Genomic DNA, 18,715 nt, shown 5'->3' with positions numbered 1-18,715 from the left:
CGCGAGCGGCGCGCCGGGTCCGCGCCCCGCCACCGCCCGAAGGACTGCTCCCCGATGACGGACCTGCACGCCCCGCGCCCCGCCACGCCCGCTTCCCCAGCGGCCGGTCCCGTCCCGCCGGCCCGTGCCGACCACGCCACACGGCACGTCCCGCTCCGTGAGGTGTTCACCGGCTGGGTGACGCGCGACCCGCACGCCCCCGCGGTGACCGACGGCCGCCGCACCTGGTCGTACGGCGAACTCGCCCGGCGGGCCCGCCTGCTCGGCGCCCACCTCGCCGCGAACGGCGCCGGACCGGAGCGGACGGTGGCACTGGTCCTGCCGCGCTCGATGGAACTGATCGCCGCCGAGCTGGCCGTGGCCCTGACCGGCGCCGCCTTCCTGCCCGTCGATCCCGACTACCCCGCCGAACGGCGGGAACTGATGCTCGCCGACGCCGCACCGGCCGTCGTCCTGGACGACCACGACCGGGTCCGCGCACTGCTGGACGACGAGGACCGCGAGGCGACCGCGCCCGCGCCCCCGGTACTGCCCGACCATGCCGCGTACGTCATCTTCACCTCCGGCTCCACCGGCACCCCCAAGGGCGTCACCGTCACCCACCGGGGCATCGCCGGTTTCGCCGCGGCGGCCGCCGAACGCTACGCCGTCGGCCCCGGCGACCGCGTGCTGCAGTTCTCCTCGCCCAGTTTCGACGCCTCCGTGCTGGAGCTGTTCATCTCCGTGCTGTCCGGCGCCACGCTGGTCGTCCCGCCGCACGGGCCCTGGCTGGGCGACGAACTGGCCGCCGTCCTGGCCGAACACCGCATCACTCACACCCTCATACCGCCGGCGGCCCTCGCCACCCTGCCCGACCCGGCGGACCTCGGCGGTCTGCCGTCGCTGCGCACCCTGATCGTCGGCGCCGAGGCGTGCCCGGCCGCCCTCGTCGACCGGTGGGCCCCCGGCCGCCGCATGATCAACTCCTACGGGCCGACCGAGGCCACCATCGTCGCCACCTGGACCGGACCCCTGACCGCGGGCACCGGGACGCCCACCATCGGCGGCCCGCTGCCCGGCACCGAGGCACACGTCCTGGACGCGGCACTGCGCCCGGTGCCGCCCGGCGGCGAGGGCGAGCTGTACGTGGGCGGCGACGGTCTGGCCCGCGGTTACCTCAACCGCCCCGGACTGACCGCGACACGGTTCGTCGCCCACCCCTTCGGGCCGGCCGGCGCCCGTCTCTACCGCACCGGCGACCGGGTACGCCGGCGCGGCGACGGCGAGCTGGAGTTCCTCGGCCGCGCCGACCGGCAGGTCAAGGTGCGAGGCTTCCGCATCGAACCCGGCGAGATCGAGGCCGCCCTGACCCGGGACCCGCAGGTCCGCGAGGCCGTCGTCGTGGTCCGTGACCAGGAGCCGGGCCGCGGCCGGCTCATCGGCTACGTCACCCCCGCCGCCCCCGCCCGCAGACCCGAGCCGGCCCGGCTGCGCGCCGCCCTCGCCGCCGCGCTGCCCGCGCACATGGTGCCCTCCGCGATCGTCGTGCTGGACGCGCTGCCGCTCACCCCGCAGAACAAGACCGACCTCAGGGCACTGCCCGCCCCCGGTGCGGCGCCGACCGAGCGGCACGTCGCACCGCGCACCGACGGCGAACGGACCCTGGCCGCGATCTGGGCCGACGTCCTCGGCGTGGACACCGTCGGCATCGACGACGACTTCTTCGACCTCGGCGGCGACTCGATCCTCGCGGCCCGCGTGCTGACCCGCATCCGGGAGGCATCCGGCGCCCGGCTCACCCTGCGCGACGTGTTCACCGCGCGGACCGTCTCCGCGCTCGCCCCGCTGACCGCCGAACCGTGCGCCGCCCCGCCGGAGCCGATCCCCGCCGCCCCGCGCTCGGAACCCGTCCCGCTCTCCAGCGCCCAGCGGCGCCTGTGGTTCCTCGACGACCTCACCGACGGCGGCACCGAATACAACACCGGCGTCGCGCTGCGCCTGCGCGGCCCCCTCGACACGCCTGCCCTGGAACGCGCCCTGCACCGGCTCGCCGCCCGCCACGACTCCCTGCGCACCACCTTCGCCACGGTCGACGGGCAGGGCGTCCAACTCGTCGCCTCCGAGCCGGACCTGCCGCTGCGCACCGCCGATGTCGGGCACGTGCCCGCCGACCGGCGGGACAGCGCCGTCGAGCGCCTGCTGACCGAGGAACTGCGCCGCCCCCACGACCTGACGACCGGGCCCCTGACACGGGCGCTGCTCGTCCGCCGGGCACCCGAGGACCACGTGCTGCTGCTGGCCCAGCACCACATCGTCACCGACGGCTGGTCGGTAGGCGTCCTGACCCGGGACCTGGCCGCCCTCTACCGCGCGGAGGCCGCCGGCGAACCCGACGGGCTGCCCGAACAGGCGGTGCAGTACCCGGATTTCGCGCTGTGGGAGCGCGGCCGGCACACGGCCGACGCCCACGCCGACGACCTCGCCTACTGGAGACGCCACCTCGCCGGCCTCCAGCAGCTCGAGCTGCCCACCGACCGGCCGCGCCCCGGGGTGCGCACCACCGCGGGCGCCGCCCACCGCCAGGACGTGCCGCGCCACCTGGTGGACCGGCTGCGGCAGCTGGCCGCGGGCCGCGACACCACCGTCTTCACGGTGTTCGCCGCGGCGGCGGCCGTGCTGTTCGCCCGCCACTCGGGACAGCGGGACATCGCCTTCGGCACCGTCACCAACGGTCGGGACCGCCGCGAACTCGAGGACGTGACCGGCTTCTTCGCCAACACCGTCGTGCTGCGCGGCGAGGTCGACGACGCCGTCACGGTCGACCGGTTCGTGCAGAGCATGCGCGCGACCGTGCTGGACGCGTTCGCCCACGACGGCGCGCCCTTCGACCGGGTGGTCGAGGAGCTGGCCCCGCCCCGCGACCCCAGCCGCACCCCGCTGGTGCAGGCGCTGGTGGTCCAGCAGGCCGCCCCCGCCCGGCCGCCGGTCGCCGCCGGACTGCGCATCGACGACCACCCGCTGCCCCGCCCGGCCGCCCGCTTCGACCTGGTGCTGGAGTTCGCGCCGCGCGCCGACGGCGGGCACGAGCTGACGGTCGAGTACAACACGGACCTGTTCGACGCGGCGACCGTGGCCCGGATGGCCCGACACCTGCACCACCTGCTCGAAGGCATGGCGGACGGCCCGCAGCGGACGCTGGCCGACCTCCCGCTGCTGTCCGACGACGAGCGGCGCGTGCTCCTCGACTCCTGGAACCCGCCCGCGACGGCCGCGGACCCGGCCGCCGACACCACGCTCCCCGCGCTGTTCGAGGAGCAGGTGACCAGGACGCCTGACCGGACCGCCGTGACCTGCGGCGACGTCCGGCTGGACTACGCCGGCCTGAACCGGCGCGCCAACCGGCTCGCCCGCCTGCTCGCGGCGCGCGGCGCGGGACCGGAGTCCCTGGTCGCACTGTGCCTGCCGCGCACCGCCGGCCTGCTGCCGGTGCTGTGGGCCGTCCTGAAGTCGGGCGCAGGCTACCTGCCCGTCGACCCCGCCTACCCGGCCGAGCGCATCCGTTTCATGCTCACCGACGCGGCCCCTGCCCTCGTCCTCGCCACCCGGGAGACCGCGCACGCGCTGCCCGAGGACTGCGAGCCGCTGCTGCTGGAGGACGTGGCGCCCTTCGTCACCGGCACCACGACCGACGCCCCGGCCGGCACCGCGGCCGGCTTCGCGGACCCGGCCGGCGCCGAAGCCGACCTCACGGATGCCGACCTCACCGACGCCGACCGCACGGCGCCCCTCCACGCGTCCCACCCCGCCTATGTCATCTACACCTCCGGCTCCACCGGCCGGCCCAAGGGCGTGGTCGTCACCCACCGCAGCGTGGCCGCGCTGGCAGCCTGGGCCCGGGACACGTTCGGAGCGCGCGGCTTCTCCCATGTCGTCGCCTCCACCTCCCTCAACTTCGACGTGTCCGTCTTCGAGCTGCTGTGCCCCCTGACGGCCGGCGGCAGTGTCGAGGTGATCGCCGACCTCACCGCGCTGGCCGATCTCACCGACGGTTCCCGGCCGGGCCGGGCCGGACTCCTCAGCGGCGTGCCGTCCGCGCTGTCCCGGGTGTTCGTCGGCGACGGCGCCCTGGAGGCGGACACCGTCGTCCTTGCCGGGGAGGCCCTGCCCGCCCGCACCGTCCGGGACCTCAAGGACGCGATGCCCGCGGCCGAGGTGGCGAACATCTACGGCCCCACCGAGGCAACCGTCTACGCCACCGCCTGGTTCGCCGGCGGCACCGTCCCCGAGCAGGCTCCGCCCATCGGCCGTCCCATCGCCCGCACCCGCGCCTATGTCCTGGACTGTCTGCTGCGCCCCCAGCCGCCGGGCGTCACCGGCGAGCTGTACCTCGGCGGCGGCGGACTCGCGCGCGGGTACCTGCACCGCCCCGGCCTGACCGCCGCCCGCTTCGTCGCCGACCCGTTCGGCGCTCCCGGGGAGCGCATGTACCGCACGGGCGACCTGGTGCGCTGGAGCGCCGACGGCCAGCTGGAGTACCTGGGCCGCCTCGACCAGCAGGTCAAGGTGCGCGGTTTCCGCATCGAACTCGGCGAGGTCGAGGAGGCCCTGCGCGGCTGCGCGGGCGTCGCCGAGGCCGCGGCCACCGTCCGCGACGCCGACGGCCACCGCCGCCTCGCCGGGTACGTCGTCCCCGCGCCCGGTGCCACCGTGGAGCCCGAGGCCGTACGCCGTGCCCTCGGGCGCACCCTGCCCGAGTACATGGTGCCCTCGGCCGTCGTGGTGCTGCCCGCCCTGCCGCTCAACCCCAACGGCAAGCTGGACCGCGGCCGGCTCCCCGACCCGGCGCCCGCCGAACGCGCCGCCCGTCACGTCGCGCCCCGCACGGCCACCGAACGGACCCTCGCCGCCATCTGGGCCGGTGTCCTGCACGTGGAGCGGGTCGGCGCCGACGACAACTTCTTCGCGCTGGGCGGGGACTCCATCCTCAGCATCCAGGTCGTGGCCCGGGCCCGGCAGGCGGGCCTGACGATCAGCTCGCGGGACCTGTACCAGCACCAGACGCTCGCCGCCCTGGCCCGCCGCGCCGACGAGGCCGGCAGCCGGCGCGGGGCCGCTCCGGCCGCCCCCGTCGAGGCCACCGGCACCGCGCCGCTGACGCCCATCCAGCACTGGCTGTTCGACAGCGCCGCCGAGCGGGCCGGGCACTTCGCCCAGACGCTGTCGCTGGACCTGCCCGCCGACGTCGACGAGAGCGCGCTCCAAGCCGCACTGGACGACGTGGTCGCCCACCACGACGCGCTGCGGTCCCGCTTCCTTGCCGACGGGGCGGGCGTACGGTGGCTGATCGACGGCCCGGCCGCGCGCTGCCGCCTCACCCGCCACACCGGCCCGGACACCGACTCCCCGCACCTCGGCCCGTTCGACCTGGCCCACGGCCCGCTGCTGCGCGCCGTCCTGCACGACCGGGGCGACGGACGGCCGCCCGTCCTGCACCTGTCGGTCCACCACCTCGTCGTGGACGGCGTCTCCTGGCGCCTGCTCCTGGAAGACCTCGAACACGCCTACCACGCACGCCGTGACGGCCGCGACGGCGCGGCAGCGCTGCCCCGCAAGTCCTCACCGCTGCGGCAGTGGGCCGAGCGGCTGGCCGCGCACACCGCCGCCGGCGGCTTCGCCGCGGAGAAGGCGTACTGGACCCGGGAGACCGAGGGCGCCCCGGCCGCCCTGCCTGCGGACCGGGACGGCGCCAACACCTACGCCTCCCAGCGCTCGGTGACGGTGCGGATCGGCCCCGAGGACACCGACCTGCTGCTGCGAACCCTCCCCGAGACGTACCGCACCCGGGCCAACGACGTCCTGCTCGCCGCGCTCGGCCGGGTGCTGTGCGGCTGGAGCGGCCACGAGCGGGTCCTGGTCGACGTCGAAGGTCACGGCCGCGAGGACCTGTTCGCCGACGTCGACACCAGCCGCACCGTCGGCTGGTTCACCACCCGCCACCCGGTCGCCCTGGCCGTCCCGCCCGAGGACGACTGGGACGGCGTGCTCAAGCGGGTCAAGGAACACCTGCGCGCCGTGCCCCGGCACGGCATCGGCCACGGCGCCCTGACCCTGCCGGGCCTCGACGGCGCACCGCTCCCGGCGACCAGCGCGCAGATCAGCTTCAACTACCTCGGCCGGTTCGGCCTGTCCGAGACCTCCGCGGAGGGCCTGTTCCGCGGGCTGGCCCGTCCGCTGGAGCTGGACGCCGACCCCGCCTCGACGCGCCCGCACCCCCTGGAGGTGGTGGGGCGGCTCGACGGGGACAGCCTGGAGTTCACCTGGTTCTACTCCGGCCGGCTGCACCGCCCGGAGACCGTCGCGGATCTCGCGGAACGCTACGCCGACGCGCTGGCCGGTCTCGCCCGGCACGCGGCCCGTCCCGGCGCCGCCGGACGCACCCCCTCGGACTTCCCGCTGGCCCGGCTCGACCAGACCCAGGTCGACCGGATCGCGGGGGAGGACCCGGCGGGCCTGGAGGACGTCCACCCGCTCACGCCCACCCAGGCCGGCATGCTCTTCCACCGGCTCTCCCAGGCCGACCGCGGCGTGTACTTCCAGCAGTTGACGTTCGTCCTGGACGGAGTGCCCGACCCGGCGGTGCTGGCCGACGCCTGGCAGCGGATCACCGACCGCACCCCGGTGCTGCGCGCGCGGGTGGTGTGGGAGGACGTGCCCGAGCCGCTGCTCGCGGTGCAGCGCCGGGCCGCCGTACCGGTGGAGACCGCCGACTGGCGCGGCCTGACCGCGGCCGAACAGGACGAGCGGCTGCGCGACCTGCTCGAACGCGACCGCGCCCGGGGCGTCGACCTGACCCGCGCCCCGCTCCAGCGCCTCGTGCTGGCCCGGGTCTCCGACACCGCGGTGCGCGTCGTGTGGTCCTTCGACCACCTGATCCTGGACGGCTGGAGCCTGTTCCAGGTGCTGTCCGACGTGTTCGCCTGCCACGCGGGCCTGTCCGGCAGCGCACCGATGACGCTGCCCGAGCGCCGCCCGTTCCGTGACTACGTCGCCTGGCTGCGTGAGCACACCGACGGCGCCGAGGGCGAACGCCACTGGCGGGCCCGCCTGAACGGCCTGGCAGAGACGACCGCGCTGCCCTTCGACCGCGAGCCCCGCGAGAGCCACCGCGCCGAGTCCACGGAGGCGGTGCGCGTCACCCTGCCCGAGGCCGTCACCAAGTCCCTGGAGGACGTGGCCAGGACGGCAGGCCTGACGCTCAACACGCTTGTCCAGGGCGCCTGGGCCGTGCTGATGAGCCGTCAGGCAGGCCGCGACGAGGTGGTGTTCGGCACCACCGTATCCGGGCGGCCGCCCGAGCTGCCCGGCTCCGACGCCGTCACCGGCCTGTTCATCGCCACCCTGCCCACCCGCGTGCGGGTGCCGCGCGACGAGCCGCTGCTCACCTGGCTGGCCCGGCTCCAGCAGGAGCAGAGCGAGGACCGGCGCCACGACCACGTGCCGCTGAACCGGATGACTGCGTACACCGACCTGCCCGAGCGGGCCGCCCTGTTCGACAGCATCGTGGTGTTCGAGAACTACCCGGTGGACGACGACCTCGCCGCCGCGCACGGCCTCCGGCTGAGCGGCCTGGAGGGCATCGAGACCACCAACTACCCGCTCAGCCTGGTCGCCTACCCCGGCGCGGAGCTCGCCCTGCGCCTCGGCTACGACCCCGGCCTCTTCGACGCCGCCACCGTCGAGCGGATGGCCGAGTACCTCACCGTCCTGCTGGAGAGCTTCGCCACCACCCCGCGGTCCACCCCCGCCCGGCTGTCCCTGCTGACGGCCGCCCGCCGCGAGCAGGTGCTGCACACCTGGAACGACACGGCCACCGACGCGCCCGTCACGACCACCGCGGACCTCTTCGCCGCCCAGGTGGAACGCACCCCGGACGCCGTCGCCCTGCTGGCCGGCGACGAGCGGCTGACCTACCGCGACCTCGACGCCCGGGCGACGGCCCTGGCCGGCCGGCTGGCCGCGCTCGGGGTGCGGCCCGAGGTCGCCGTCGGCGTGCTCATGGACCGCTCGACCGCCCTCGTCGTCGCCCAGCTCGCCCTCGCCCGCCTCGGCGGCGTGTACGTCCCGCTCGACGGCCGGGCCCCCGCGGACCGGCTGCGCACCATGCTCGCCGAGGCCGGCGCCGACCTGCTCCTCACGGACGCCGAGTGGCACGGAACGGCCGCGGACCTCCTGCCCGAGGGACGCGTCCTGCGCCCGGACCTGGACACTGGAGGGCCCGCAGCGGATCCCGCCACCGTGCCGCGCGTGCACCCGGACAACGTCCAGTACCTCATGTTCACCTCCGGCTCCACCGGCAACCCCAAGGGTGTGGCCGTACGGCAGCGGGACGTCGCCGCGCTCGCCCTCGACCGTGCCTTCGCGAGCCACGACCGCGTCCTCGTGCACTCCCCGCACGCCTTCGACGCCTCCACCTACGAGCTGTGGGTGCCCCTGCTGCGCGGCGGCACGGCCGTCCTCGCCCCGCCCGGGGAGCTGGACGCCGCCGCCGTACGCCACGCGATCGCTGAACAGGGCGTCAGCAGCCTGTTCATGACGATCGGCCTGTTCCGCCTGTTCGCCCAGGAGGACCCCGCCTGCCTGCGCGGCGCCCGCGAGGTGTGGACCGGCGGTGAGGCCGTGCCCGGCGCCGCCGTACGGCGCGTGCTGGACGCCTGCCCCGACCTCACCGTCGTCGACGTCTACGGCCCCACCGAGACCACCACCTTCGCCACCCGCCGGCCCTTCCGCGCCGGTGACACCCTGCCCGCGGCGCTCCCCATCGGCCGCCCCCTGGACGACACCCGCGCCTACGTCCTGGACGGCGCCCTCCAACCGCAGCCGCCCGGCGTGCCGGGGGAGTTGTACCTCGCGGGTGCCGGACTGGCCCGCGGCTACATCGGCCGTCCCGGCGCCACCGCGGCCCGCTACCTGGCCGACCCTTACGGACCGCCCGGCGGGCGGATGTACCGCACCGGCGACATCGTGCGCTGGGGCGCCGACGGTGATCTGCACTTCGTGGGACGCGTCGACGACCAGATCAAGATCCGCGGCTTCCGGGTGGAGCCCGCCGAGATCGAGGCCCGGCTCACCGCCCACCCCGCGGTCGCCGAGGCGGTGGTGTCGGTGTCCCGGCACGAGGGCCGCAAACGCCTGGTCGCCCACCTGGTGCCGGCCCTCGGCGCCGCCGTGCCGCAGACGGCCGAGCTGCGCGCCCACGTGGCTGCCGAGCTGCCCGACTACATGGTCCCGGCCGCTTTCGTCCCCCTCGCCGAGCTGCCCCTGACCACCAACGGCAAGGTCGACCGGCGCCGGCTGCCCGCCCCCGAGTGGTCGGCGGCGACCGACAGCGCCCACCGCGCACCGCGCACCGAGGCCGAGCAGGTGCTCGCCGGCATCTGGGCCGAGCTGCTGGGTGTGGAACACGTCGGCCTGGACGACCACTTCTTCATGCTGGGCGGCGACTCGATCGTCAGCATCCAGGTCGTCTCCCGGGCCCGCACCGCCGGGCTCGCGCTGACCCCGAGGGACCTGTTCCGCCACCCCACGCTCGCCGCCCTGGCCGCCGCCTCGACCGGCGCCGCCGCGACCGTCGCGGGCACCGGGCCGGTCGCGGGCGAGGTGCCCCTCACCCCGATCCAGCGCTGGTTCCTCGACGCCGCGCTGCCGCGCCCGGAGTACTTCAACCAGTCGGTGGTCGTCGAGACCGGTGAGGACGTGGACCCGGCTGCACTGCACGCCGCCCTGGCCGCGCTGTGGTCCCATCACGACGCCCTGCGCGCCCGCTTCACCCGTGCGACGGACGGCACCTGGCGCCAGGAGTACGCCTCCGCGGACGCCGATGTGCCGGAGCTGCTGCGGGTGCACGGCCTGAGCGGCCAGGACGCCGACGTCGCCGCACAGGCCGAGGCCCGCCTCACCCACGAGGCGCACACCGGCTTCCGGCTGGACACCGGACCGCTGATCGCCGCACGCCTCTTCACCGGCGGCGGCCGGCCACCGCGCCTGCTGCTGACGGCCCATCACCTGATCGTCGACGGCGTCTCCTGGCGCGTCCTGCTGGAGGACCTGGAGACCGCCTACCGGCAGGCCGGGAACGGCGAGCCGGTCCGGCTGCCGCGGCGCACCACGTCCGTACGGGAGTGGGTGCGGCGGCTCACCGCACGCACCGGCGAGGCGGACCTCGCCGCGCAGCGCGCCCACTGGGCCGACGTCTCCCGGCACTGCGCCGCACCCCTGCCCGAGGACCTCGACGGCGGCAACACCGTCGCCGACCTGCGCGCTGTGACCGTACGCCTCGACCGACGGCGCACCGAGGACCTCCTGCGCAAGGTCCCCGGCGTGTACCGCACCCGCGTCGACGACGTCCTGCTGACCGCCCTGGGCCGCGTCCTGGCCGACTGGACCGGCCGGAGCACCGTCGCCGTGGGACTGGAGGGCCACGGGCGCGAGGACCAGCACTTCGACGACCTCGACCTGTCCCGCACGGTCGGCTGGTTCACCAGCCTCTTCCCGGTCGCCCTCGACCTGCCCGACGGCGACTGGGGCACCGCGCTGAAGGCCGTGAAGGAACAGCTGCGGGCCGTGCCCGACCGGGGCATCGGCTACGGCGCGCTGCGCCACCTCGCGGGCGACGAACACCTCGCCGGAGCACCGCTTCCCGGCATCAGCTTCAACTACCTCGGCCGGTTCGACTGGTCCGCCGCCGACGCCGAGCTGGTCCGGGCCGTGCCCGGCGGCCTGGACGGCGCGGAGGACCCCGGCGCGCCCCGGCCGCACCTGCTGGACGTGGTGGCCCGCGTCGAGGACGACCAGCTGAAGATCACCTGGCACTACAGCGGCGGCCGCCACCGCGAGGAGACCGTCGCCTCCCTCGCCGAGGGCATGCTGCGGTCCCTGGAGGAGATCGTCGCGCACTGCGCCGCCCCGCGGGCCGGCGGCCGCACGCCGTCGGACTTCCCGCTGGCCCGGCTCGACCAGGCCGCCGTGGACCGGGTCGTGGGCGACGGCCGCGGCGTCGAGGACGTGTACCCGCTGACCCCGATGCAGGCGGGCATGCTGTTCCACAGCCTGATGGACCCGCAGGGCCGCACCTACGTCAACCAGGTGCAGGTCGTCCTGCACGGCGTCACCGACCCGCACGCCCTCGCCGGGGCCTGGCAGGACACGGCGGACGCCAACGCCATCCTGCGCACCCGCCTGGTGTGGCAGGAGACCGCCGAACCCCTCCAGGTGGTGGAGACGCGGGCCGCCGTGCCCGTCACCCACCACGACTGGACCGGCCGGACCCCCGAGTGGTGCGCACGCGAGACGGAGGCGCTGCTCGCCGCCGACCGCGAGGCCGGCATCGACCTCGGCGCGGCCCCGCTGATGCGGCTCGCACTGATCCGGCTGGCACCGGACCGGGTGCGCATGGTGTGGACGTTCCACCACGTGCTGCTCGACGGCTGGAGCGCGGCCCAGGTGTTCGACGAGGTGTGCGAGCGGTACGCGGCCCGGACCGCCGGCCGCCGCCCGCAGGTGCCCGACCGGGCCCGCTTCGCCCGCTACCTGGAATGGCTGGCCGTTCAGGACACCGCCCGGGCGGAACAGCACTGGCGCGACACCCTCGCCGGGTTCGCCGTGCCCACCGAACTGCCCCGCGACCGGCGCCCCGCCGACACCCACGGCGCGTCCTCGTCGGGCACGGTGCGGATCGCCCTCGGCACGGAGGTGTCGGCACGGCTCAGGGACACCGCCCAGCGGGCCGGGCTGACCGTCAACACGGTGCTTCAGGGCGCCTGGGGCCTGCTGCTGCACCACTACGGCGGCGGCGACGACGTCGTCTTCGGCACGACCGTGTCCGGCCGCCCCGCCGAACTGCCCGGCGTGACCTCGATGGTGGGCCTGTTCATCAACACCCTGCCCACCCGGCTGCGCGTCGACCGGCGGCGCCCGGTGCTGGAGTGGCTGCGCGAACTGCAGGCCGCCCAGGCCGAGTCGCGCCGCCACGACTTCGTGTCCCTCGCCCAGCTCCAGTCGTGGAGCGAAGTCCCCGGCGGCACCGGCCTGTTCGACAGCATCGTCGTCTTCGAGAACTACCCGTTCGACGTGGGCGCCCTGGCCCGGCACGGACTCGCCGTCGAGCAGGAACGCGACGTCGAGCCGACCAGCTACGCGCTCAGCGTGGTCGTCGCCCCCGGCGACGACGTCACCGTGAGCCTCGACTACGACCCGGCCGCCTTCGACACGGCCACCGTCGAGGGGATCGGCGCGAGCCTGCGCACGCTCCTGACGCAGTTCGCCGCCGACGCCGACCGCAGCCTGGCCGACCTGGCCCCGCTCGAACCGGCCGACGGACGCCGCCTCCTGGACCGCCTCGCCGGACCCGGGGCGCGACTCCCGCGGCGCACCCTTCCGGACGCCTTCGCGGACCAGGTCGCCCGCACCCCCGACGCACCCGCCGTCAGCTCCGGCGCCGACCACCTCACGTACCGGCAGCTCGACGAGCGCGCCAACCGGCTCGCCCGCCTGCTGATCGAGGCCGGCGCCGGGCCGGAGCGGTTCGTCGCCCTGGCCCTGCCCCGCACCGCCGACCTGATCGTGGCACTCCTCGCGGTCCTCAAGAGCGGCGCCGCCTACCTGCCGGTCGACCCCGGCTACCCGGCGGAGCGCATCGCGTTCCTCTTCGAGGACGTACGCCCCGACGCGGTGATCACCAGCGCGGAGACCTCCGCACGGCTGCCGGACGGCCCGTACACGCGGATCGCCCTGGACGACCCGGACGGGGCCGCCCGGCTGGCCGCCGCGTCCGCCGCGCCGGTCGGCGACGGCGAGCGGCGCGGCAGGCTGCTGCCGGACCACCCGGCCTACGTCATCCACACCTCCGGCTCCACCGGCCGGCCCAAGGGCGTCGTCGTCCCCCACGCCTCGGTGGTGGCGCTGACCGACTGGGCCGCCGCCGAGTTCACCGGCCGCGGGCTCGCCCACGTGGTGGCGTCCACCTCGCTCAACTTCGACGTGTCGGTCTTCGAGATCTTCTCGCCGCTGCTGGCGGGCGGCCGGGTCGAGGTCGTCCGCGACCTGCTGGCCCTCGCCGAACGGTCCGAACCGTGGCGGGCGGGGCTGCTCAGCGCCGTGCCGTCCGCCCTCGGCCGGCTGCTGGCCGAGGACACCGTGCACGTCGGCGCCGACACCGTCGTCCTGGCCGGCGAGGCACTGCCCGCCCGCGCCGTCCAGCAGGTACGGGCGGCGGTGCCCGGCTGCCGGGTGATGAACATCTACGGCCCCACCGAGGCCACCGTCTACGCCACCGCCTTCACCTGCGACCCGGCCGACCCCGACCGCGTCCCGCCCATCGGCCGCCCCGTCGGCGGCGCCCGCGCGTACGTCCTCGACGCCCGCATGCGGCCCGTGCCCGTCGGGGCGCCCGGCGAGCTGTACCTCGCCGGGACCGGGGTGGCCCGCGGCTACCTCAACCGGCCCGGTCTGACCGCCGGCCGCTTCCTCGCCGACCCGTTCGGCCCGCCCGGCAGTCGCATGTACCGCACCGGCGACCTGGTCCGCTGGACCGCCGACGGCGATCTGCTGTACCTGGGCCGTACCGACGACCAGGTCAAGGTGCGCGGCTTCCGCATCGAACTCGGCGAGCTGGAGGCCGCGCTGGCCCGGCACCCGCAGGTCGCCGCGGCCGCCGCCCGCGTCGTGGAGCACGGCGGCCACAAGCGCCTCGTCGGCTACGCCGTGCCCCGGGCCGGCGACCTCCCCGCGCCGGCCGAGCTGCGGGAGTTCCTCGCCCGCACCCTGCCCGACCACCTGATCCCGGCGGCCGTGGTGCCCCTGGAGCGGCTGCCGCTGGGCGCCACCGGCAAGCTGGACCGGCGCGCCCTGCCCGAACCGGTGTGGTCCGCGGCCGTCACCCCGCAGGACACCCGGCCCCCGCGCACCGCGACCGAACAGACGCTCGCCGCGATCTGGGCGCAGGTGCTGGGCGTGCCCGAAGTGGGCGCCACGGAAAACTACTTCGCGCTCGGCGGGGACTCCATCCTCGGTATCCAGATCGTCTCCGCGGCCCGCCGGGCCGGACTGACCCTGACACCTCGTCACCTGTTCGCCCATCAGACGATCGCCGAGTTGGCCGCCGCGGTCGACACCTCACCGGCCGGCCCCGCCACCGCCACCGCCGACCAGGGCCCGGTCGTCGGCGACGTTCCCCTCACGCCCGTGCAGCACTGGCTGTTCGACACCCTCACCGGCGACCCGGCCCGCTTCACCCAGGCGGTCTCCTTCGAGGCGGCGCCCGACACGGACGAGACGCTGCTGCGCGCCGCCCTCGCGGCGGTGCTGGAGCAGCACGACGCGCTGCGCATGCGCTACGAGCCCTCGGGCGACGGCCGATGGCGGCAGATGGGCACCCCGCCCGGTGCCGCACCGCACCTGGAGGTGCACCGCGCCCCTGAGGAACCAGCCGACGTGGCCGCCGAGTTGTGCTCCGCGTTCGACCTGGCGGGCGGGCCGCTGCTGAAGGCCGCCCTGTGCCACCGGGACGGCGACCGGCCGCCCGTGCTGCTGCTGGCCGCCCACCACCTGGTCGTCGACGCGGTGTCCTGGCGGGTGATCCTCGAAGACCTTGAGGCCGCCCACCGGGCGCTGCGCGCCGGCGGCACCCCCGACCTGGGCGCGAAGACCACGTCCTTCCGCGACTGGGCCCGGCGCCTGGCCGCGTACACCGCCGACGGCGGCTTCGACGACGAGGTCGCCCACTGGAGCGCCCTGCACCCCACCGACCTGCCGACCGACCGGCCCGGCGGCAACACCGCCGCCGACGAGGAGACCGTGACGGTGGCCCTCGGCGCCGAGGAGACCCGGCGCCTGCTGACGGAGGTCCCCGACGCCTACCGCACCCGCGTCAACGACGTCCTGCTGACCGCCCTCGGCCGGGTCCTCGCCCGCTGGACGGAGCAGGACCGGGTGGTGGTCGCCCTGGAGGGCCACGGCCGCGAGGACCTCTTCGACGGCGTCGACCTCTCCCGCACCGTCGGCTGGTTCACCACCATGTACCCCGTCGGCCTCGACGTGCCCCGCGGCGCCGACCTCGGCACCGCGCTCAAGACCGTCAAGGAGAACCTGCGGGCCGTACCGCGCGGGGGAGTGGGCTACGGCGCGCTGCGCCACCTGCACCCGACGGCGGGAGCCGCGCTGCCCGCCCTGCCGCAGGTCGGCTTCAACTACCTCGGCCAGCAGGACCGGAACGGGGGCGGGGAGGGTCTGCTGCGGGCGCCCCACGAGGGCCTGACCGGCGGCATGGACCGCTCGGCGCAGCGACCCCACCTCATCGACGTGCTCGGCCGGGTCACCGACCGGCGCCTCGAGTTCACCTGGTCGTACTCCCGGGCGGTGCACCGGCCGGAGACCGTCGCCCGTCTCGCCGAGGAGACAGCGGAGGAGCTGCGCCGGATCGTCGCGCACTGTGCCGAGCCCGGCGCGGGCGGCCGCACCCCGTCCGACTTCCCGCTGGCCGCCCTGGACCAGGCCGCCGTGGACCGACTCGTCGGCGACGGCCACGACGTGACGGACGTCTACCCCCTCACCCCCACCCAGACCGGCATGGTCGTGCACGGCATGGACGAGCCCGGCGAGGGCCTGTACGTCGAGCAGATCACCTTCGTCGCCGACGGCGTGCGCGACCCCGCGCTGCTCGCCGACGCCTGGCAGCGCGTCGTGGACGCCACGCCCGTGCTGCGCACCGCCGTCGCCCTGACCGGAGCCCCGGTGCCGTTGCAGACCGTGCACCGCCGGGTACCGCTGCCCGTCACCCGGCTCGACTGGAGCGACCTCGACCCGGAGCGGCAGGAGAACGCACTGCGGCGGCTGCTCGACGAGGACCGGGCCCGCGGCATCGACCTGGACCGCCCCCCGCTGCTGCGGGTCACCCTGATCCGGCTCGGCCCCGATCAGGTGCGCGTGATGTGGACCTTCCACCACGTCCTGCTGGACGGCTGGAGCGTCTTCCACGTGCTGTCGGACGTCCTGGAGGCACATGCCGCGCTCGCCGCCGGAACCGAGCCCCGCCTTCCAGGACGGCGGCCCTTCGCGGACTACGCCGCCTGGCTGGCCGGCCGGGACAGCGCCGCCGCCGAGGAGCACTGGAAGGCCGCCCTCGCCGGGTACGCGGCGCCCACCCCGCTGCCGTACGACCGCAGGCCCGCCCCGGGCGCCGCCGCCCGGTCGGGCACCTGGCTGACGCAGCGGCTCGACGCGGCCGGCACCGCCCGGCTGACCGATTTCGCCCGCCGTCACCGGCTCACCCTCAACACCTTGGTCCAGGGCGCCTGGGCGCTGCTGCTGGCACGCTCCGGCGGCGAGCGGGACGTGTGCTTCGGCACGACGGTCTCCGGGCGGCCCGCCGACCTGCCGGGCGCGGACACCATCACCGGCCTGTTCATCACCACCCTGCCCGCGCGGGTCACCGTGGACGACTCCATGCCGTGTCCCGCCTGGCTGCGGGAGGTGCAGGCCGCCCGTGCCGAGGACCGGCGCTTCGACCACGTGCCGCTGACGGACCTCCACCAGTGGAGCGAACTGCCGGCCGGTACCGCGCTGTTCGACAGCCTGCTGGTGTTCGAGAACTACCCGGTCGGCGACGCCACCGCCGGCGCGCACGGCGTGCGCGTGCACGGCCTCGACGCCCGCGAGGCGACCAACTACCCGCTCACGGTGGTGATCTCGCCCGGGGACGAACTGACCGTGGAACTCGGCTACGACCCGCGGTATTTCGACGAGGCCACCGCCGACGCCCTGGCCGCCCGGCTCATGCACACCCTGACCGCGCTGGCCGCCTCCGGCGACGAGGCGCCGCTGGGGGCGGTGGACGTGCTGCCGCCGGCCGAACGCCACCGGCTGCTGCACGGACCCACCCGCCCGCACCAGGCGCCGCCGCCCCCGGCGACGCTGCCCGCGCTGATCGAGGCGGCCGTCGACCGCCGGCCCGCTGAACCCGCCCTCGAAGGTGACGGGTTGACGCTCACCTTCGCCGAGGCGGAGGCCCGCGCCAACCGGCTGGCACACCGGCTCATCACCCGCGGGGCGGGGCCCGGCGACATCGTCGCGCTGGTCCTGCCGCGCTCGGCGGACATGATCCTCGCCCAGCTCGCCGTGGCCAAGGCGGGCGCCGCGTTCCTCCCGGTGGACCCCGGCTACCCGGCCGAGCGGGTGGCGCTGATGCTGCGCGACGCGCGGCCCGCCGTCACCCTGACCGCCGAGGAGGTCGCCGACCTGCTCACGGCACCGCCCGACGGCACGCCGGACCACCGGCCCGCCGACGCCGACCGCGTCCGCCCGCTGCACCTCGACGACCCGGCGTACGTCATCTACACCTCCGGCTCCACCGGCACCCCCAAGGGCGTCGTCGTCACCCACCGGGGACTGGCCGCGTTCGTCGCCGCCGAGGCCGCGCACTACCAGGTGGGCGCCGGGGACCGCGTCCTGGCCTTCGCCACGCCCAGCTTCGACGCCTCCGTGCTGGAGCTGTGCATGTCCCTGCCGCACGGCGCGACCCTCGTCGTACCGCAACAGGGCCCGCTGCTCGGCGACGAACTCGCCGGCGTCCTGCGCGACGCGCGCATCACGCACACCCTGCTGCCGCCCGCCGCGCTCGCCACCCTGCCGCCGGACACCCCCGGCACCCTGCCCGACCTGCACACCCTGATCGTCGGCGCGGACGCCTGCCGGGCCGAACTGGTCGCGCGATGGTCACCCCACCACCGCATGATCAACTCCTACGGGCCCACCGAGGCCACCGTCGTCGCCACCTGGTCCGGCCCGCTCGCACCGGACGGCGAGGCACCGCCCATCGGCCGCGCCCTGCCCGCCACCGCCGCCTACGTCCTCGACGCCCGCCTGCGGCCCGTCCCCGACGGCGTGCCCGGCGAACTGTGGCTCGCCGGACCGGCCCTGGCCCGCGGTTACCTGGGCCGCCCCGGCCTGACGGCGACCCGCTTCACCGCCGACCCGTTCGGCCCGCCCGGCGCACGCATGTACCGTACCGGCGACCTGGTCCGCCGCGACGCCCGCGGCGAACTGCACTACCTGGGCCGCACCGACCACCAGCTCAAGCTGCGCGGTCACCGCATCGAGGCCGGCGAGGTGGAGGCGACCCTGGTGCGCCACCCGGCGGTCCTGGACGCGGTGGTGAGCGTGCGGGAGGACGAGCCGGGGCTGCCGCGCCTGGTGGCCCACGTGCTCGTCGCCCCCGGTGCCGAGCCGCCCGCCGGCGCCGAGCTGCGGGCCCTCGCCGCCCGCACCTTGCCCCGACCCATGGTGCCCTCGGCGTTCGTGACGATGGACCGCTTCCCGCTCACGGAGAACGGCAAGACCGACCGGTCCGCGCTGCCCGCCCCCGCCCCGGAGACGCGGCAGCCCGACGCCGCGCACGTACCGCCCCGCACACCCACCGAGGAGGCCGTCGCCGCCCTGTGGGAGGAGGCCCTGGAGACCACCGTGGGCGCCGAGGACGACTTCTTCGCCCTGGGCGGCGACTCCCTGCGGGCCCTGCTCATCGCCTCCCGCGCCAACGACACCTTCGGCGTGCACCTCACGCCCCGCGACGTCCTGGTGGGCCGCACCGTCGCCGCCCTGGCGGACCTGGTGGAGGAACAGGTGCTGAGCGAACTCGAAGACGCCGCACGCGGCGACAGCGACCACGAAGAACGGTGAGGACCGG

1 protein-coding gene is annotated in these 18,715 nt (G+C 75.9%); it reads left to right on the top strand.

Translation table 11 applies throughout. The annotated features are described in order from the left end of the window. Nucleotides 1-54: 54 nt before the first annotated feature. Entirely contained in the window at nucleotides 55-18,708 is an 18,654-nt protein-coding gene (locus C1708_RS02530; RefSeq protein WP_106411085.1) for a non-ribosomal peptide synthetase, read from the top strand. The last annotated feature ends 7 nt before the right edge of the window (nucleotides 18,709-18,715 follow it).

This window comes from Streptomyces sp. DH-12 (genome assembly GCF_002899455.1).
Taxonomy (GTDB): domain Bacteria; phylum Actinomycetota; class Actinomycetes; order Streptomycetales; family Streptomycetaceae; genus Streptomyces.
Note: the sequence above shows the minus strand (reverse complement) of the source record. Positions and strands in the feature narration are given on the sequence as shown.

Bases quoted from the DNA above. Each gene is read 5' to 3' on its own strand.
- C1708_RS02530 (WP_106411085.1), top strand. From the start codon at position 55: ATGACGGACCTGCACGCCCCGCGCCCCGCCACGCCCGCTTCCCCAGCG.